This is a genomic window from Actinospica robiniae DSM 44927 (assembly GCF_000504285.1).
Lineage (GTDB): Bacteria > Actinomycetota > Actinomycetes > Streptomycetales > Catenulisporaceae > Actinospica > Actinospica robiniae.
In genome coordinates, this window is record NZ_KI632511.1 from 1,636,663 (window position 1) to 1,656,152 (window position 19,490).

The 19,490-nt window shown below is 68.6% G+C and carries 10 protein-coding genes; 5 read left to right on the forward strand and 5 right to left on the reverse strand.

Annotated features, from left to right (window positions below; all coding sequences use genetic code 11):
• Positions 1–401 precede the first annotated feature (401 nt).
• The 4 genes from ACTRO_RS07065 to ACTRO_RS07080 all read right to left on the reverse strand — a co-directional run bounded on the left by ACTRO_RS07065 (position 402) and on the right by ACTRO_RS07080 (position 12,492).
• The gene (locus ACTRO_RS07065) at positions 402–4,469 is read right to left on the reverse strand and encodes a glycoside hydrolase family 3 C-terminal domain-containing protein (protein WP_245594317.1); all 4,068 of its coding nucleotides are present in this window, start codon (positions 4,467–4,469) and stop codon (positions 402–404) included.
• A 237-nt stretch (positions 4,470–4,706) separates the two neighbouring features.
• Positions 4,707–6,893 carry a carbohydrate-binding protein gene (locus tag ACTRO_RS49515; RefSeq protein WP_084316043.1) on the reverse strand — a complete coding sequence of 729 codons (2,187 nt, stop codon included), beginning with the start codon at positions 6,891–6,893 and terminating at the stop codon, positions 4,707–4,709.
• 24 nt (positions 6,894–6,917) lie between these two features.
• Positions 6,918–10,859 (reverse strand): carbohydrate-binding protein, encoded by a 3,942-nt coding sequence (locus ACTRO_RS49520; RefSeq protein WP_051450441.1) that lies wholly within the window; start codon positions 10,857–10,859, stop codon positions 6,918–6,920.
• Between the two features lie 652 nt (positions 10,860–11,511).
• Positions 11,512–12,492, reverse strand: coding sequence for an AsnC family transcriptional regulator (locus tag ACTRO_RS07080; protein WP_342673723.1), 981 nt, complete (start codon positions 12,490–12,492; stop codon positions 11,512–11,514).
• A 120-nt stretch (positions 12,493–12,612) separates the two neighbouring features.
• Between ACTRO_RS07080 and ACTRO_RS07085 the strand changes: the two genes are divergently transcribed.
• Positions 12,613–14,262 carry an amidohydrolase gene (locus ACTRO_RS07085; RefSeq protein WP_051452312.1) on the forward strand — a complete coding sequence of 550 codons (1,650 nt, stop codon included), beginning with the start codon at positions 12,613–12,615 and terminating at the stop codon, positions 14,260–14,262.
• Here the strand turns inward: ACTRO_RS07085 and ACTRO_RS07090 are convergent.
• Positions 14,243–14,608: a nuclear transport factor 2 family protein gene (locus ACTRO_RS07090; RefSeq protein ID WP_211244143.1), complete on the reverse strand. Its 366-nt coding sequence runs from the start codon at positions 14,606–14,608 to the stop codon at positions 14,243–14,245. The genes ACTRO_RS07085 and ACTRO_RS07090 overlap by 20 nt on opposite strands.
• Positions 14,609–14,999: 391 nt before the next feature.
• Between ACTRO_RS07090 and ACTRO_RS07095 the strand changes: the two genes are divergently transcribed.
• From ACTRO_RS07095 to ACTRO_RS07105, 4 genes are all read left to right on the forward strand, one after another.
• On the forward strand, positions 15,000–16,184 hold the full coding sequence (locus ACTRO_RS07095; protein WP_051450442.1) for an FIST signal transduction protein: 1,185 nt from the start codon (positions 15,000–15,002) through the stop codon (positions 16,182–16,184).
• Positions 16,185–16,187: 3 nt separating this feature from the next.
• On the forward strand, positions 16,188–17,738 hold the full coding sequence (locus ACTRO_RS07100; RefSeq protein ID WP_051450443.1) for a sensor domain-containing diguanylate cyclase: 1,551 nt from the start codon (positions 16,188–16,190) through the stop codon (positions 17,736–17,738).
• A 179-nt stretch (positions 17,739–17,917) separates the two neighbouring features.
• On the forward strand, positions 17,918–18,043 hold the full coding sequence (locus ACTRO_RS50260) for a hypothetical protein (protein WP_281177842.1): 126 nt from the start codon (positions 17,918–17,920) through the stop codon (positions 18,041–18,043).
• Between the two features lie 100 nt (positions 18,044–18,143).
• A complete protein-coding gene (locus tag ACTRO_RS07105; RefSeq protein ID WP_034262122.1) occupies positions 18,144–19,484 on the forward strand; it encodes an MFS transporter in 1,341 nt (446 codons plus the stop codon).
• Positions 19,485–19,490: the final 6 nt, after the last annotated feature.

Genomic DNA, 19,490 nt, shown 5'->3' on the forward strand with positions numbered 1-19,490 from the left:
TGACACAGAGGTCCGATGTCCCGGCCGTCATACCGCGGGCACAAGGTGACGCCACGTACGGTGGTCTAAACCAATCGGCGCGTCAAGGCTTTTGCGGGGTTCCGGAACTGGACCGCCCGGATTCGCCGCATTCATCCGGGCGGGTGTCGGCCGGGACCGCGGCGTGTACGGCACGGAGCTGCTCGATGGCCATGACGCCGTGCAGTGGCTACAGAACGCCAGCTCCGACCAGCAGTGGCAGCTGATCGCCCCAGGAGCTGCTCAATCGCAACTCAGGCCTCGTCCTCACTGCTTCCGGCGCCTCGACGACCAACGGCGCGCTCGTACAGCACAGGCCTGAGGACTGTGTGCAGGGCCCGTGTGGGGCCCGCCGAGTTCTCGGCGGGCCCCACAGGTAACCCTCAGGACCCGCTTGCCGGCATCAGTTGGGCCATGTTGAACCCGGCCACATCCTTGCTGGTGCCGATGCCGTCGCCCCACTGGATGAAGCCCTTGCGCGCCCCGGCGTCCTTGTCGTTGACGATCAGCGAGAAGGAGAACACGGTGTCCGCGGTCGGCTGGACCGAGGTGAGGTCGGTCCAGGGGATGGCGAGTTCGTAGAGGGTGGTGTGGGTCGTCTCGTCCCTGGTGACATTCACCGCCGCATCGGTGACCTGACCGCTGCCTTCGGTCGGGGCGGTCCACCGGTAGAGCTGGGAGCCGAGCGAGGTGAGCGCGGCTCCGTACTCGTAGTGGCCGTCGACCGATGCGGTGCTTTCGGAGGCCGACGCTCCGGGGACGCCCGAGGTGGCAGCGATCTGCAGGCAGTCGCCCTGCCAGATGTTGACGCCGGTCGCCGGTTCGGAGAACACGTCGTCAGTCAGGTCGGCAGTGATGTAAAGGTTCGTCGAATCCCAGTCGAGCCAGACCTTGCCCGACAGGTCGGCGTCGCCGCCGTACGGCTGGCTGCCGTCCAGCGACACCCACTTGCCGTCGGCGGTGGTGCTCAGGTCGATCGCCGGGCCGTCCTGGACCTGGGCGAGCGTCCAGGAGCTGCCCAGGCTCTTATTGACCACGGGCATGAAGGTGACGTGGCCGGAGAGCGACTCCGAGGACAGACCGCCGGAGATGACGCTCGTGACGGTGAACGGGTAGATGGTGGCGAAGCCGACGCTGGTCACCGGCACGTCCACGGTGGCAGTCCCCTGCGGGGCGATGGTGGCGCTCGCGGGCGCGGTGCCCGATTCATCGCCGAGCTTCCAGTTCACGCCCGTTACGGTGGTGGGCGTGTCCGACGGGTTGTGCAGGACCACCTGAAGCTCACCGGCGGGCGGGCTCGTCCCGGTGACCACCGGCGTTACCTGTTCGGGTGTGGCGCCCGAGGTCGCGGTGAGGGTACTGACGGCGTTCTCGGAGTACGGCCCAGCCGCGCCGGAGAAGCGCGCCGTCGCGTCCAACTCCGCGGTGGCGCCCGGCTTGACCGTGCTCGGGATCGCCACGGTCCAGGTCGCCGTCACCTTCTGGCCGGGGGCGATGTCGGACCCTGATGACGGCGGGTTCGCCGTGACGCTCCAGCCGCTGGGCGCGGTCAAGCTGGTCGCCAGGTCGCGGACGTCGCGGGTGCCGGAGTTGGTGAACGTGGCGGTCGCCGTGATGGTGGTGTTGGGCTTGACGACGCTCGGAGCCTGGAGGGCGAACGGCTCCTGCACGACGATCGGAGCCGTGCCGGTGACGCCGTTGACGGTGACCTCGATCGTCGCGGCACCGGCCGCGCGCATGGTCACCACCCCGGCGGCACTGACCGAGGCGACCTGAGGATCCGTGGATCGGTAGGTGACGTGAGCCTTGGAGAGGTCCGCGAAAGACTGGTCGTTGTCGGCGGCCTCGATGATGCTGTCCGCAGTGGCGTGGGGCTGCTCGAGCGAGGCGTCGGTGTCCGGGGCGATCCACGGGTTGGTGCCGGTCAGGTCGAAGGTGTCGCCGGCATTGAAGACCACCTGACCCGGCTGAACGGTGACTGTCTGCACCCGCGGGGTGATGGCGCCGCGGATCCGTACCGTGGCGGAACCCGCTGCAGTGGTGGAGTCAGGTCCGATGGCGAACTTGTACGCGCCGGGATAGACGACCTGCTTGAGGGCGCTCTCGTCCCACTGACTCAGATCGGAGGCCTTGACGGACAGCTCGACGTGCTGGGTCTTCCCAGGCGCGAGCACCTTCGTCTTCTGGAAGCCCATCAGCTGCTCCTGCGGCAGCTCCACACCGGAGACGGAGAACTGCGGCGAGGCGTAGAGCTGCGCGACCGTCGACCCGGCGACCGTGCCGGTGTTGGTGACGTCGACGCCGATTTTCACCGTGCCGTCGGCGGAGACGGATCCGGGCCCGACGTGAAGGTCGGAGTACTTGAACCGCGAGTAGGACAGGCCGTACCCGAACGGGTAGGTGGGCTTGCCGGTGAAGTACATGTAGGTGCGGCCGAGCCCGCTGGTCTGGGACGGGGTGAGGCCGTAGTCGTTCATGTCAGGAAGCTGGGAGTCGTCCGCGTACCAGGTGAAGTCCAGGTGCCCGTCAGGGTTCTGCTGCCCGAACAGCACCTGGGCCAGCGCGGTGCCCTGGCTCTCGCCGTTGTAGCCGCTGAACACGATGGCCGGGAAATCCTTCTGGGCGTCCTGGATGCCGTAGGGGCCGTCGGCCTGCATGACCAGCGCCGTCCGCGGGTTGCCGAGGGCCGCGACCTGGCTGATCAGCGAGTCGTAGTCGCCGGGCAGGGCCAGCGTGCCCCGGTCGGTGCCCTCATCGGCCACCCCGAGGTCCGAGCCGACGAACACGATCACCAGGTCCGCCGTCTTGATGGCGGTCTGGGTCGCGGCCGAACACGCCGCGGGCGTCGTGGCGGAGGCGGAGGTGCCGCAGGAATCGAAGGTGACCGTCGCCGAGGGGTTGGCCGCCTTGACCGCTGCGGTGATCCCCTGGACGGCGTCGACCTTCAGCGTCGGGTCGCCGGAGTACCCGCCGAGGGTGGTGGTGTTCGCCAGGTCGCCGACGATGACGATGTGGTTCAGCGTGGCCGGAGCGACCGGCAGCAGCGGAGCGGACGTGCCGGATACCTTGTCGTTCTGCAGCAGAACGAGATCCTGCGCCGCGACCTTCTCGGCCAACGCCTGGTGCGCGGGCGACTCGATCTGCGCCTTCGTGATCCCGGTGTAGGCGACCTTGCTCGCCGGATCGAACTCGCCGGTCTCCATCCGCAGCGTGAAGAGCTTGGTCAACGCGCCGTCGATCACCCCGGTGGAGAGCAGCCCCAGCGAGATCGCGGCGTCGATGTTCGCGGTGGTCAGCTCACCGCCGGAGCAGTTGAGCTGGGTGCCGGCCCGCAGCGCGAACGCCTGACCGCCGGCCGCGGCGGAGATCTGCTTGCCGGTGGCGGAGTTCGTCCACGTCGTACCGTTGGTCGTCCACCCGGGCGGCGCCCAGTCGTGGGCGCCGGAGGAGTAGACGTCGCCGATCGCGCCGCAGTCGGAGGTGGTGTATCCGTCGAAGCCGTAGGTCGCCTGCAGCAGTTCGTCCACTGTGTAGGTGTCGGCCGGCGACGGGGTGCCGTTGACCGCGTTATAGGAGGTCATCACGCCGGACACGTGCGCGTTCTGCACAAGGCTGGCGAACTGCTTGGTGTAGTAGTCCCTGATGTTCGCGTCGGTGGTGTCCGCGCTCTGCGTGTGGCGGACGTCCTCGTCGTTGTTGAGCGCATAGTGCTTGGCGGTGGCCGCGACCTTCAGGTAGGGCGTCATCGGCTGGCCGGTCATCGTCTCACCCTGATACCCGTCGACGAACGCGTCGGCCATCGTGGATGCCAGGTACGGGTCCTCGCCGAAGGACTCGTTGGTCCGTCCCCACCGCGGATCACGGTCCATGTTCACCGTCGGCGCCCAGAAGGTGAGGTCCCCGTAGTCCGAGGCCGAAGGACCGAGGTTGTTCTGGCCGGTCCCGAACAGCGACTTGTCGAGGAACCCGCGCGCCTCGTCCGAGATCGCCGTCGTCTCCTGGTAGGTCAACTGCGGGTCCCAGGACATCGTGGCGGCGAAGTTCACCGGAAAACTGGTCGCCGCCGGATTGAGCTCGCCTTGGCTGCTCGCCGCGGTGTCGGCGCCCAGCCGGTTGACGCCGTGCTGGCCCTCACTCCAGTACGTGTACTGCTGGACCCCTAGCCGCGGGATCGCCGGAGCGTTGTTCGTCTGCAGCTGCGCGACCTTCTCGGCCAGCGTCATCCGCGATACCAGGTCGGCCGCCCGCTCGGCGAACGAGTAGTGGGTGTTCAGATAGATCGGCTGCGCGGAGGTGGCGGCGGCTGTCTGTGCGGAAGCCGCCGAGTTCGCCCGCGCGCCCGCGGCCGGCACCCCGGCCGCCAAAGCCGCGGCCACGGCGGTGGCGATGACTCGTCGTGTCGTCGAACTGATTCTTCGGGAGTGCTTCCTCGGCCCGAGGAGGGATGACAACGTTGTCTCCTTGTTCACGGAGCGCCGCCCGCGGCGGATCGCTCGTCGGAGTAATGAGAACTCGTAGATACTGTTTAGCCGCGATCGAGCAGAAGTCAAGGTCTGTCCAGCCATTGGGCCGCAGATTCAGACTAGGGTCGGTTGAATGAGCCTGTGCCCTGCGGGTGCGTGTCCGGAGCAGAGCTCTGCTCCGGACACGCACCCGCCGTGCATACACCAGGGCTCTGAAGCCGCGGCCTAAGAGAACGTCATGGAGTTGAGGTTCCAGCCGCCGTTGTCCTGGTTGAGGGTGAGGGTCTGGCGACCGGCGGGGAGCGTGACGCTCGCGGTAACCGTCGTCCAGGTCTGCCATCCTCCGGTCGCGGCAAGGTTCACGTTGCCGCTCAGGTTGGTTCCCGAGGCGTTGGACAGGTGGAACGCGTCGGTGACCGAGGAGGGTGCCGCGACGCGGAAGCTGACGGTGTGCGTGCCGGCGGTGGCTACGTTGACGGTGTACTTGAACCACTGCCCCGTCGCAGTCCAGCCCAGGTCATAGCCGCCACCGGTGTCTGAGGTCGTCTCCAGGTCCACACCATCGGCGCGGTAGCTGTTGCCTGAGCCGTTGACCGAGGTGACGTTGTACCCCACGCCCTGCCCGCCGGTGTCGTAGTTCTCCGCCTGCACCGTGCCGGGGATCGCCGCCGGGCTGCCGCCGTACGGACTCTGCGTAGACGCGAACGTGGCGTAGTTGAGGTTCCAGCCGCCGTTGTCCTGGTTGAGGGTGAGGGTCTGGCGACCGGCGGGGAGCGTGACGCTCGCGGTAACCGTCGTCCAGGTCTGCCATCCTCCGGTCGCGGCAAGGTTCACGTTGCCGCTCAGGTTGGTTCCCGAGGCGTTGGACAGGTGGAACGCGTCGGTGACCGAGGAGGGTGCCGCGACGCGGAAGCTGACGGTGTGCGTGCCGGCGGTGGCTACGTTGACGGTGTACTTGAACCACTGCCCCGTCGCAGTCCAGCCCAGGTCATAGCCGCCACCGGTGTCTGAGGTCGTCTCCAGGTCCACACCGTCGGCACGGTAGCCGTTGCCGGAGCCATTGACCGAGGAGACGTTGTAAGCCACGCCCGACCCACCGGTGTCGTAATTCTCCGCATGCACAGTGCCCGGAATCGCGGCCGGGCTGCCGCCGTACGGACCTTCGCCGCTGAGTACGGGCACGGTGGGGCGTACGTTGGTCAAAGCGATCTGGCCTTTGAGCATCCGGCCGCCGTCGTTGGTCAGCCGCAGGTAGTAGTCGGCCGAGCAGGCGGTGCCGTCCTGGTCCAGGGACTGCAGGCCCGAGTTGGTGGGCACGCCCGCCTGGGTGGCGGCGGTGTTGAGGATCTGGTTGCCCTCGCCGTACTCGTCGAACATGGAGATGTAGATGCCCTGCGCGCCGACGCGCACCATGTTGTAGAACTGCTCCCACATGAAGTCGCCGTGGACACGCTGGCTGGCCGAGAGGTCGCCCGGCAAGACACAAGGCTGGTAATCGATGCCGTTGGAGTTGCAGTAGGCCTGATCGCCGACGTTGACGTTGGTGTAGAAGCTGTCGGAGTCGGCCTTGGTGCCGATGCGTCCCACCATCCACGGCGAGATCATGTTGAACGCCGAGTACACGCTCGAGTAGCCGGCGCGCGAGTCGCTGACCCCAGTGCGCCAGTACGTCGGCACCCCGCCCATCACGTAGCAGCCCTGACTCTGAAACCACTGGACCACCGACAGGCAGTCGGCGGCCGACCAGGGGTGGTTGGTGTCGTTGAACCCGAAGCCCCAGATCCCGACGACCGGCTTGCCGTTCTGGTGCGCGTAGGCCGAGGACGAGGCGTACTGGGACATCACGTTGGTCCAGTCCGCGGGCGTCTCGGTCTTCATGTTCGTCCAGCCCGAGGCGTCGTACATGATGTAGAACTTCCGGCCGTAGGTCTGGGCGGCGGTGTTGACCATCCTGGTGACCTCGTTGCGGCTGGGGCCCTCCGAGCCGTTCGGGTCGAAGCGCTGCAGGGCCGCGGTGTCGCAGCCGTTCTGCTGCATCAGGCTGAAGTGGGCGTTGACGACCTGCTGGTCGACCGAGGAGAACAGGGTGGCCGGCTGGCCGTTGCCGAGGTTGGCGTAGCCGGTCTGGTAGCCCTTGCTGTAGATGGTCATGTCGGGCCACGCCTTGATGTTGTTGTTGCTCGGCGACGGCGCCTGCGCCTGGTTCTGGCTCCAGTGCCACCACGCGTTGATCGGCGCCCCGTCGCCGATGCACGCGAACCAGCCCTGGTAACCGACGGTGATCTTGCCGACGACGTCGCCGACACCGCTCGCGGCGCTGGCCGCCGGCGCTTCGGCGAGCTGCGCGACGGCCGCCCCGGCCAACGGGATCCCGGCCGCCGAGACAAGCAGCTTCCTGCGGGTGATACCCATGATCGCAATCCTCTCCGTCTCCGCTTACGAGACCGTCATGAAGTTGATGTTCCAGCCGCCGTTGTCCTCGTTGAGGGTCAGGGTCTGCTGGCCGGCGGGGAGCGTGACGGTGGCGGTCACCGTCTCCCAGGTCTGCCAGCCTCCGGTGGCGGCGACGTTGACGTTTCCGCTCAGGTTGGTGCCGGAGGCGTTGGACAGGTGGAAGCCGTCGGTGACCGCGGACGGCGCCGCCACGCGGAAGCTGATCGTGTGTGTCCCGGCGGTGGCGACGTTGACGGTGTATTTGAACCACTGTCCGGTCGCGGTCCAGCCCAGGTCGTCACCGCCACCGGTGTCCGAGGTGGTCTCCAGGTCCACCCCGTCGGGCCGGTAGGCGGTGCCGTTTCCGTTGACCGAGGTGACGTTGTACGCCACGCCCTGCCCGCCGGTGTCGTAGTTCTCCGCCTGGAGCGTGCCGGGGATCGCGGCGGCGGTACCACCGTACGGGCCCTGCGACGATGCGAAGGTGAGGGCATTGATGTTCCAGCCGCCGTTGTCCTCGTTGAGGGTCAGGGTCTGCTGGCCGGCCGGGAGGGTGAGGTTCGCGGTCACGGTCTCCCAGGTCTGCCATCCTCCGCTCGAAGCGATGTTCACATTGCCGCTCAGGTTCGTCCCTGCGGAGTTGGACAGGTGGAACGCGTCGGTCACCCCGGACGGCGCCGCGACCCGGAAGCTGACTTGATACGTACCGGCGGTCGCGACGTTGACGGCGTACTTGAACCACTGCCCGGTCCCGGTCCAGCCCAGGTCGTCACCACCACCGGTATCCGACGTCGTCTCCAGATCCACCCCGTCGGCCCGGTACGCGGTGCCGTTGCCGTTGACCGAGGTGACGTTGTACGCCACGCCCTGCCCGCCGGTGTCGTAGTTCTCCGCCTGCACCGAACCCGGGACCGCAGCCGCGCTACCGCCATACGGAGACTCCGCGCCGGCGCCCGTGGTCGCCATCGCGAAGACGTGGATCGCCGCAGTGCCCGACGTCAGCGCTCCGCCGGACGGCAGGGTCACCGAGGCGACCGGCTTGCCCGATGTGAGTGTGATCGGGATCGAGAAGATGTCACCGGTTTGGGCGTAGGTCGTGTTGTTGGCGCGGTTCTGATAGGCCGACGTGACCGCGACCGCGCCGCCGGATGGCGCCGTGGTGGACCACCAGTCCGGGACGTTGAGCGTGTAACTCTGGGTGCTGCCGTCGGTGTAGGTGATGGTGCCGCTGCCGGTGGCGGGGCCGTAGCTGGCCGAGACCAGGAACCCGAGCGTGCCCGAGCCGGACATGGTGATCTTCTGCCCCTGTGCGACAGTGTTGTCGTTCGTGCTGCCTGCCACGTTCGGCATCGTGAACGCGACGCCGGACGAGGTGACCGTCGCGCCGGGGCCGGCACCCGCGTTGGTGAGCGCGGTCTCCGAGAAGCTCGCGCCGCCACCGTCGTAGTTGCCGGGGTTGGTGTTGTTGTCGGCGGTGATGGCGACGTCGTTGAAGGATGCGGCCAGGTTCGGGTAGCTGCTCGAGACGCTGTTGCCCGGCAGGCCGATCTGCACCTTGCCGCCGAGCGTCCGGTACGTGGTCGCGGCCGTGCCGGTGACCTGGGCGAAGGCCATCGAGGTGGTCGGGTTCGAGGGCTGCTCGACCAGGTACGAGGTCCCGGCCGTCATCGGGAGGCTGAAGGTGGCCGCGGTGGTCGGCGAGACGATCACCGCGCCGGACGAGCCGTTGACGACCTGCGCCTGCTGACCCGGCCACGGGTTCTTGACCGTGATCGTGCTGTTGGAGCCGGCCTGGATCGCGGCCGTGGCCAGGGTGCCGCTCTCGACCTGGACGTCCACCTTCGTGCCGCCCTGGACGTACACGGTGCCGGACCCGTCCCAGTTGGACGGCCAGGCCGGCGCGAAGCGCAGCGTGCCGTCGTACTGCGTGGCGAGAGCCTCATCCATCGCGGTGGCGACAGTGGACTGCTGCTCGATGTACGAGTTGGTGCCGACGCTGCCGTTGAAGAGGTTGGCCAGACCACTGATGTAGGCCTGGTAGTTCTCGGTCACCGTGGTCAGATCGTTAGCGACCTCGCTGCCCAGGTCGAGCCGGGCGGCCTGGACCGCGTCGAAGTTCCAGTCGGGATTGGTCTTGTTCGGCCGGTTGGTGTACGTGCGATCCGCCAGGGCGGTGAGGTTGTCGCCGTTGACCACGGTGTTGTCGCCGATCTGGCCGTAGGGCCAGACCGTCTCCAAGCCGATGTTCTCGCCGTTGTGGGTGGCCGCGCTCGGCTGGTAGGACATGCCGATCACGTCCGCCCCGCCGGAATCCGCGCTCGCGGCCGCCGACGCGGAGGTCGGCTGGCTGTTGAGCAACTGCGTCTGGTTCGACTGGTTGACGCGCGGATACGGCTCGATCTCGGTCAGCGCGGTGCGCATCTGCGAGACCAGGCTCGCGTCCGTGTTGAGCGCAGTCGCCGCGTTGATCTCGATGTTGAACAGCGCCTGGTCGGCCACCAGGTCGTCGGTCGGGTCCTGGACGGCCCACTGCGTCTCGTGCGCGTTGGCCACCGCGTGCAGGAACCCGTCGGAGCCGAGGCTCTGGTAGTTGTACAGGAAGGTCGCGGTCTGCTGGATGATCGGGTAGTACTTCTGCAGGAAGCTGATGCTGCCGGTGTCCTGATACTGCTGCCATACGTACAACGCCAGTTCCGCGCCGCTGGTGACATTCTCCGCGTTGTAGTTCGGACTGGCGGCGAGAGCGCAGGAACTGCCGGAGGCGACGGATCCGCCGTTGTAGTAGCCGTTGCCGTTGAAGCGCATGGTCTCGGGCACACACGCGCCCGGCTTTCCGCCCATCTGCGCGCTGGTCCACGATTCGGTCGTCGGCAGGTCGTTGAGGTACATGTCGAAGATCGGGGTGTTGAGCGCGAAGTTGCCCGAAGACTCGTTGGCGGTGATCTGGCCGCGCAGGTTCCACATCCAGTAGCCGGCCGGGTACCAGTCCTGCTGGTCCTCGTTCCAGTTGAACATGTTCGCCACGCCCGCCTGGCTGCCGGGCAAATTGCCCGCCTTCATGCTGGCGGCCTCGTCATAGAGATAGAGCGTGCGAAGGTTCTCCAAGTACTGCGCGGTGCCGTCCGAGGAGTTCGCCTCGATCAGACCGCTGTTGGCCCAGAAGCCGTTCCACCACGCGGACTGGGTGGACAACAGCGAGGCCGCCGTCGACGAGGTGTCGCCGCCGATCAGCGACTGCGCCGTCGTGGTCGCGTTGCCGCCGGTCCACTGGGGCGAAGCGACCACGACCCGGAACGAGCCGTCGCTGTTCGGGTTGAAGGTGACCTTAACCTGGGTGCCGTTGACCACCGACGCGCTGACGTTCTGGCCGCCCGCGGTCAGCGCGGCCATCGCGCCGAAGGTCTGGTTGGAGTAGCCGGCCTGCGAGTTGTCCACCCACGTCTGCGCGAAGCTTGCGATCGCGCCTGACGCGGCGGTCGACGGAGACCGACCGCTCCACAGGTTGAGCGTCGCGCTCTCCTGCGTGCTCGGGTTCGCACCGGTGACGTTGACGACGAGCTCGTCCTTGCCCGCCGGCACCCACGCCTGCAGCGTCATACCGCCGCCGGACTCGTCGAGCACGCCGTTGTAGAGGTCCAGGTAGCCGCTGAAGTTCGAGGCGGAGGTCATCGCGGACAGCCCGGGAATGTTCACCTGACCGGGAGAGAGCCGGTACGGCATGGTGTCGCTGCGATTCAGCTGCGCGGTGAAGCCGTTGGCGGCCCACGCGGCCACACCGAGCGAGCCGTTGCCCAGCGGCAGCGACTGGCTGTTCGCCGTGTTCGGGCTGCCGAGCACGATGTCCGAACGGGAGACCACGCCGCCGGTGTTCACCGAGAACGCACCGTTCTGCCAGGCCGTGGTCAGGCTCGCGGCAGCGGCCGGCTGGGATAACCCGAAGACCACGGTGAAGAGCGAGCCCGTCAGAGTCAGGGCACTTCCGAGTGCTAGTAAGCGAAATGGGCGTCGAGCATCCAAGGTAAGGTCCTCCGATACGTGGTGGGCATTTCGGGAGGTTTCAAGCCTTGCTGTCGCTTCCGGAGTGGGCTGCCGGAGATCGTTGCAACCGATGCGACTCTTAAACTCAGGGACACGATACATCCGATGTCAAGAAGAGGCGTCAGGTGAAAGAAGGTCCAAATCTCCGCAAAGATCGAGCGCAGCCCTGCAGACTTACAGCGCAGCGCTGTCATCCAGCGCTGACATGCGAGAAAGCGTCAGGATCGCCGGGCGGCACGGACGCACTTGATCAAGCCTGTGCCGGATAGTTCCTGCATCGAATGGACAAACATCGGTTCTTTCGGCCCTTCGCGGTCGTCTGGTTCCGGAACTTCGCAACCTGAGGTTCCGGAACCAGCCGCCCTCGGGAAGCCGGCCTCACCCGAACCTGATCTCTCCCCGACGCCGCGGTAGAAGAGCATTGATTTATGTTCCTGCGCCGTGCAATCTGCGGGTGCAGAGCCCGAGAAGCTCCAAATCTCCCGCGGAATAACGCCGATGACGCACATAACCGGACGTCGGACGGGGTTTCAGAGCCTCCAGGTTCCTGGAAAACGTCTCAGACACGGGGTCGGCCGTGGCGGATCAAGCCGGTGCGCTTCGCGGTGGCGAGTAGCGGCGTCGTCTCCACTGCGGTGATCTGGCTCAGCGGACCGAGCGTGCTGGTCAGGAACGCGTAGAGCGCGTCGAGATCGGCGGCCGCCAGTGCGACCAGCAGGTTGGAGGGGCCGGTGGTGGCCGCGGCAAACCGCACGCCCGGGTGCTCGGTCAGCGCGTACGCGGTCTGCTCGAGCGCTCCCGGCTGCACACTGATCCAGAGCAGGGCCTCGGCGTGGATGCCGAGCAGCGCGAGGTCCACCTCGGTCGCCAGCCGCAGGACCTGGGCGCTCAGCAGCGCCTCGAGACGCCGCCGGGCGGTGAGCGGCGTGGTGCCGGCTCGGTGTGCGATCTCTGCGTAGCTGGCCCGTCCGTCCTCGGTTAGAGCTTCGATGAGTGCAGGGTCGAACGCGAGCGGTGCGGGCGCGGAAGCCATCGTTGCCTCGGCGGAGTGCAGGCCGCTCGTCTCCTCGGCGGAAAGTAGCCCGGCGGTCCAACGGAACGCGGTCGGGTAGACCCGCAGCAGCGTGTACGCGCTCCACGCCTGGACTGCGTCGGTGGCGGGCAGGTCGCGCAGAAGCAGAGTGTTGCGGGCCTCTGGGCTTTCCAGGAAGAAGACTGCGGAGATCTCATCGCCCCCGCCGAGGATGTCGACCCAGACGGTGTCGTCGCGTCGGGCGAGTGCGCCCGCAACGCTGCGGACCTTGTCCGGGCGGGCGCGGATCCGCAGCGCGAGCGGGATCACGCCGGGGAATCGCGCCGGGTTGCGGACCACGGTGGCGCGCAGGGTGCCGTCTGCGTAGAGGGGCGCGGCTCTGCGCACGACGGTGCGCTCCGACAGGTCAAGACGCCGCCCGACCTCGCGCCAAGAGGCGCGCGGCGCGGCCAGTAGGAGAGCCGCGATGCGGCGGTCAGTTTCATCCAGGTCTTGGCGCACATCCATCACTCTAAGGCCAGGCGATGTCGTGTTCTCTTCGATTCCCACTCGGTATATGGCGTTAATCATGTGCAAGGCCATATGACGGTGCCATAACGCGAGCTGAGCCGAGTGGAGGAGAACACGATGTCTGATCATGGTGCCGATCTGCTGATCCGGGCGGCGGACATCCACACGCTGGTGCCGGGCCAACCCCCACAGCGGGCCTTGGCGGTGCGGGGCGACCGCATCGTCGCCCTCTCCCCTGATCCGCACGGACTCGACGCGTGGATCACCGAGCGGACCGCCGTACACGACCTGCCCGAATCCACGGTGCTGCCGGCATTCGACGACACCCACACGCATCTGATCTTCGCCGGACACAGCGCGCACGACGTCCCCGTCCACCAGGCCCGCACCATCGCGCAGTTTCTCGACCTGATCGGGCAGCGCGCCGCCGTCACACCCGAGGGCGAATGGATCCGCACCACGACCAACTGGCAGGAACTCAACCTCGCCGAGCGGCGCATGCCGACCGCGGACGAACTCGACCAGGCCACCGACCGTCACCCCGTCCTGGTCAAGCGCGGCGGCCACAACGACGTCGTCAACACCTACGCCCTGCGCCTGGCGGGCATTACCGAGGACACCCCCGTACCGGCGGGCGGCGTGATCGGCCGCGACGCCGACGGCCGGCTCAACGGGCGCCTGATCGACAACGCCCAGCGCCTAGTCGAGCGTCTTCTCCCCGCGCCCGACCGGGCAGAACAGGTCGAAGGCCTGCGCCTGGCGAGCCGTCAGTTCGCCGCCACGGGCATCGGCACCGTACGCGACTGCGCCGTCTTCCCCCACGACTACGCCGTCCTGCTCGAAGCCCGAAAGGCAAGCGCACTCCACACAAGGGTGCGCGCATTGATCGCAACCTTCGGGCTCACCTCCGCACGGGAAGTCGAGGACCTGCTCGATGTCATGGAGGGGTGGCGCTACGACGCCGACCCGTGGCTGCACGTGTGGGGCGTGAAATTCGGACTCGACGGCGGCCTCGAAGCCGGCGCCACCGAAGAGCCCTACGCCTGCGACCACGCCTTCTCCGGCACCCTCATCTGGGACCCCGACGAACTGACCAGGGCGGTCACCGCCGTCGTCCGCCGCGGCTGGCGCGTGGGCACCCACGCATACGGCGACCGCGCGGTGCGCGTGCTCATCGACGTCTACGAGCGCGTCCTGCGCGAGAACCCCGGTCTGCCCCAGGGCACCCTCGTCATGGAACACGCTGGCCTGGCCTCACCCGAACAGCAGGACCGCGCCGTCGCCCTCGGTATCCCCGTGACTATCCAGCAGCCGCTGCACCACGACACCGCCGAGGTCGAACGCGAGTTCTGGGGACCGGAGCGCGTCGCCGAACTCTTCCCCGCGCGCGGCTGGCTGGACCGCGGAGCGCAGGTCAGCGCCGGATCGGACTTCCCCGTAGGCCAGTTCGGCGCGATGCGCTCCATCTGGGGCATGACGACGCGTCAGACCGTCATAGGCGTTCAGGGCCCGCAGCACGCCATCACCTACGACGAGGCGCTCACCCTGCACACCACCGCCGCAGCCGCCCTCAACAGCGAAAGCGACCTGCGCGGACAGCTCACCCCCGGCCGCCTCGCCGACCTGACCATCTGGGACCGCGACCCCGCTCAGTGCGCGGACGACGACCTGCGCGACCTGAACCCCACCCACACCATCCTCGGCGGCAGATTCGTCCACGAGCTCGAGCACGCAGCCGACGGTCAATTCAGGACGCATGCTCGTTGACGAACGTGTAGAGCTCGACGATGCGGCCCTCCTTGCAGCGGGCGATGTCCATCCCGGTCGCAACCGGCGGTTGGCCCGCGGGGCCGAACCGGAAGCCGAGGTGGCCGAGGTCGTCGTTAACCGAGACGGGGCCGTCCGGGCGGAAGACGAAGTCCGGGGCCTGCGCGCGCAACTCGGTCGCCCGTTCGGCGAGCGCCCCGCGGCCGTGGAGGACGCGGTCGGGCTCGTGCCACACGACGTCCTCGACGTAGGTCTGCGCGATCGCAGCGCTGCGCCGGTCCGGGTCCGGCTCGTTGAAGACCTCGAGGAGGTTACGGCGCATCAGGTCGGTGACGGTGACGTCCACGGGTGGTCCTCCGAGTCAGCGTGTCAGGTCTCTGTAGGGACGAGTACAGCGTCCTGGTTCAATAGCCTGACGCAGCCGATTGCGCTGAGCGCGGCGTGTGGCAGACCATCACACCATCGTGTCCGGCGACGGGAGTACCCGCCGCGCGGCCACGCGGCTCACGGGCGCACAGCGAGGCGATGGTCGTTCATTCATCGAACACACTGATGACAGAGTGCTGTATTCTCACTGTGCCCCGGGCAAGCCCACGGGAAGCGTCGTCGGCGATCGGGCCGGCGTAGGTCGCGTGGTGGATTTCGACGGGTAGAGGCTAAAATGGAAGTGGCTACGTCACATTCTCGAGCCGACAGCTGCCACCCGTCGCGGACGCCGCAGGTCGAGGAGGTGGAACATGGGTGCCATCGAGACCGGAGAGCGCCGACGCTGGATGGGTGTCGGCCGAGCGGACGACGCGGACGCGCGGTCAGCGGCGAAGCAGGCCGCGCATCAGGCCGTTCAGGGAGATGACCCCAAGCTGCTGGTGGTGTTCTCCGCGATCACCTACGACCCGGCCGGCGTCGTTGGCGGGCTGCGCGAGGCCGCTCCCGGCGTGCCGGTGGTCGGCTGTACCACGCACGGCGAGCTCGGGCCCGGCGGGCCCACGGACGGCACGGTCACGGTCGCGGCGCTCGGCGGGCCGGGCTTCAGCGTCTCGGTGGCGGTGGCCGAGCAGGTCGCGGGGCGCCAGCGTGAGGCCGGGGCCGAGGTGGCCTGCTGCGGGGACCAGGTCGCGCCGCTGCCGTACCGGGTTCAGCTGCTGCTGACCGACGCGATGATCCGTGACCAGGAGGCGATCCTGCGCGGCGTATACAGCGTCGTGGGGGCCGCCGTGCCGCTGTTCGGCGGTGCGTGCGGGGACGGCTGGCGGATGACCGGCGGCTACCTGATCGCGGGCGAGCGCGTCCTGACCGACTCTGTGATCGCGGTGACGATCGCGTCGGAGGGGCCGCTGTCGGTCGCGGTGCACCACGGCTGGCGGAAGGTGGGCGAGCCGATGATCGTGACCCGCAGCGGCAACGGGCGGGTCTACACCTTGGACGACGCCCCCGCCCTGGACAACTACCTCGACCAGCTCCGCGCCCCGGTCGAGGCGTACACCGACGCGGACGCGTTCATGGCCTTCGCGATGAGCAGGCCGCTCGGGGTCCAGCGCCGCCACGGGGTCGAGGCACGGAACCTGAGCACCGAGATCGACCTCGAGGGCCGCTCCATCGGCGGCGGAAGCGCGATCGACCACGGCGGGCTGACCTGGGCAATGGAGGGGGACGAGGCGTCCATCCTGGCGGCCACGGACGCCGCCTGCCGCGAGGCGACCGAGGGCCTGGACGGCCAGCCGCTGGTGGGCATGCTGACCTTCAGCTGCGCGGCGCTGCGCGCGGTACTCGGCGACGACGGGATCAGGCGCGAGGGCGAGCGGCTGGAGCAGTGGGCGGGCGAAGCCCCGTTCGCCGGCTTCTACACCTACGGCGAGATAGCCCGCGTGCGCGGGATCGACGGCTTCCACAACCAGACCCTCGCCGTCCTGGCGCTGGGCTGAGCGATGACCGGTCCCGCAGCGTCACCGGAGACCCAGCAGTTGCTGGAGCTCCTGGCCGTGGTGACCTCCTTCACCGACGAGCCCTCCGCGGTCCAGGCCGCGGCGGAGCGCGCCGCCCAGGCGCTGGAGGCGGAGGTCGCCGCAGTCGTGCTGGACGACGAGGTGGTGGCGGCGGTCGGCTTTCCGGCCGGAAGAACGCAGACCGAGGATCTGCTGGCGATCGCCCGCGGCGAGCGGGACTGGATCGAGGTGCCCGGGCTGGCGAAGTGCCAGGCCATCGTGTCGCGCTGGTCCGGAACCCACCCCGGCCGGCTGATCATCGCGCGTTGGGGAAGCGAGCCGTTCTCGGTCGAGGAACGCAACCTGGTGCGGGGCATGGGCCGGCTCATGGAGCTCACGCTCACCGTGCTGCGCACCCTCGAGGCCGAGCACCGGATGCGGCGCGAATCGGAACGGCAGGCCGCCGAGAACGCCCGGCTGCTGCGTTCGCTGCGCGAGCAGCAGCGGCTCCAGCTGCAGGTTTCGGTGATCCAGCGCGCGATCTCCCGGCGCGATCCGCTCCAGCAGATCCTCGAGACGATCACCGCGGCGGCCCAGGACCTGCTGGGCGACGAGATCGTCGGGCTGTGGATCAGGGATCACGGCGCGCCGGACCGGGCGACGCTGCTCGCGGCGGTGGGCCTGGACGTGCTCGGGTTGCCGAGCGTCCCGCTGGCCGATGCGGGCGCGGCGGGCGAGGCGATGCGCCGCAACCAGGTGGTCACGCTCTCCGGATACGAGCGGGCCGCGCCGGTGATCCGGGAGCTGACCGGTGGGCGGCTGCACGCCTCGATGGCGGCGCCGGTGCACGAGAGCGGCGAGGTCTCCGGCGGCCTGCTGGTCGCCTCGTACGATCCGGAGCGCCGGTACCAGGAGCCGGAGGCCGACACGCTGCGGACGTTCGCGCAGAACGTCAGCCTCGCGCTCACCGACGCGCGCACCTTCGAGAAGATGAACCGGGCCGTGCACGACACGCTGACCGGCCTGGCTGGGCGGGGCCTGTTCATGGACCAGGTCGCCGAGCAGCTTGCCCGCGGCGAGGAGGCGGCGCTGCTGTTCATCGACCTGGACGGGTTCAAGTCGGTCAACGACACGCTCGGGCACGCCGCGGGCGACGAACTGCTGGCGATCGCCGCGCAGCGGATCACCTCCCAGCTGCGCCCCTCCGACATCGCCGGGCGCTTCGGCGGGGACGAGTTCACCGTGCTGCTGACCAGCCTGTCCGACGCGCGGGCGGCGACGACCGTGGCGAGCCGAATCATCAGGGCTCTGAGTGACCCGATACGGGTGGCCGGCCGGAGCCTGAACGTCGGCGCGAGTGTCGGGATCGCGATGACCCTGCCGGATCTACCCGAACCGGTGGACCTGTTGCGCCGCGCTGACATGGCCATGTACCAAGCCAAGCGCAACGGCCGCGGGAGGTACGAGGTCTTCACTCAGGAGGCTGTCTCGCGCGATTCGCAGCAGCGGCGCAGCGACCCCTCGCAGTTTCGCTGGGGATCGAGCCTCGGCTAGGCGAGGGCGCCGACGCGCTCGTGGATGATGCCCGTAGTACCTCCAAAACTCCCGACGACCACCCCAACATGATCCCATTCCCGGCACCGACGGATCAGATACGTCGGCTCACCATCGACATGATCGATGGTCGTGCTCGTCTCCTTGGTCGTAGGCCTGGCCGAAGGCGACGCGTCTTCGTGCTCACCGACGGCGTGGCCGACCCCGACCCCGAAGTCGACCGGGTCCTGGTGGACAAGGTCTTCCCCTCCCGAGCCCACCTCATCGACACCGCCGGACTCCGCGGACTGCTCCAGGCCGCCTGACCGCCGATCAGCATCCTGCGAGAGTCGACCGCGTCCCACGGACTCGTCCGTGGGACGCGGTCGTTCGCCTTGGCCAGCTCATCTGTGGGACAAGTCTGCGATGGCTGTGGTCAGCGGTGCGCTCGCGGTGCTCAGTGCGGCTAGCCTCGTCACACCGGCCACCCTGATCACCATCACCCTGCTACTCGGCATCTGCCAAGCCCTGACCAGCCCCGGCTGGCAGGCGATCCAACCCGAACTCGTCCCTCGCGCGCAGCTACCCGCCGCCGCGGCACTCGGCAGCCTGAACGTGAACGTCGCACGCGCCATCGGCCCTGCCCTGGCCGGCCTCGTGCTCGCCGTGAGCAGCCCGGCCGTCGTCTTCGGCATCGACGCTATCTCCGACCTCGCCGTCGTCGGCGCGGTACTCGCCTGGAAGCGGCAGGCCAACGCACCGGCCGCCGCCGAACCGATGGCGCCCGCGCTGCGGGCCGGGGTGCGCTACGTCCGCAACGCACCCGGCATCCGCCGGATCCTGGTGCGCGCCGCACTGTTCGTCCTGCCCGCATCAGCCCTCTGGGGTCTGCTCCCCGTCGTAGCCAGCAAGCGTCTCGGCCTCGGCTCCGGCGGCTATGGCCTGCTGCTCGGCGCCCTCGGCGTCGGCGCGGTCGTCGGTGCGCTGCTGATCAAAACCCTGCGAGCGCACCTCGGCCGCAACACCCTGCTCGGCGCCGCCACCGTCGCCTACGCCGTCGGCGGCCTGGCCTGCGCCACGCTGCACCACTGGGGCGCGGTCGCAGCGCTCTTGCTGCTGGCCGGAGTCGGCTGGCTGGTGAGCCTGTCCACCCTCAACACGACGCTCCAACTCGCACTGCCCACGTGGGTCCGCGCCCGCGGCCTGGCCGTCTACCTGATGGTGTTCATGGGCGGTCAAGGTGTCGGCGCACTGGTGTGGGGCCTGATCGCAGGCGCCATCGGAACCGTCGACACGCTGCTCGCCGCGAGCGCGCTCCTGCTCGTCGGCGTCGCGCTACTCCCGGTCGTCCCGATCCGCGCACTCACCGGCACCCTCGAGCGCACCGTCGTCAGCCCATGGATGGAACCGGAGATCGGCGCCGTCGCCGGCCACCACGAGGAGCCCGACCCCGCCGCCGGCCCCGTCCTGGTCGAAGTCTCCTACCGCGCCGCCCCCGAAAACTCCGCGCAACTCCTCGAAGCCCTCCACGCCCTCGGCACCTCCCGCCGCCGCACCGGCGCCGCCCGCTGGGCCGTCTACCGCGACGTCGCCGACCTCGAGCGATACTTGGAAGTGTTCGAAGTGCCCAGCTGGGGCGAGCACCAAAGACAGCACCACGAACGCACCACCGGCTACGATGCCGACCTCTACCGCAGAGCCGCCGCCCTCGCTGCCGAACCACCCCGCGCCCGCCACCTTCTCCCACCTCTGCACGACCAGCGATGAGCGACC

Coding starts and splice junctions, on each gene's coding strand:
- ACTRO_RS07085 (WP_051452312.1), top strand. CDS start 12,613: ATGTCTGATCATGGTGCCGATCTGCTGATCCGGGCGGCGGACATCCAC.
- ACTRO_RS07080 (WP_342673723.1), bottom strand. CDS start 12,492: ATGGATGTGCGCCAAGACCTGGATGAAACTGACCGCCGCATCGCGGCT.
- ACTRO_RS07100 (WP_051450443.1), top strand. CDS start 16,188: ATGACCGGTCCCGCAGCGTCACCGGAGACCCAGCAGTTGCTGGAGCTC.
- ACTRO_RS07095 (WP_051450442.1), top strand. CDS start 15,000: ATGGGTGCCATCGAGACCGGAGAGCGCCGACGCTGGATGGGTGTCGGC.
- ACTRO_RS07105 (WP_034262122.1), top strand. CDS start 18,144: ATGGCTGTGGTCAGCGGTGCGCTCGCGGTGCTCAGTGCGGCTAGCCTC.
- ACTRO_RS49515 (WP_084316043.1), bottom strand. CDS start 6,893: ATGGGTATCACCCGCAGGAAGCTGCTTGTCTCGGCGGCCGGGATCCCG.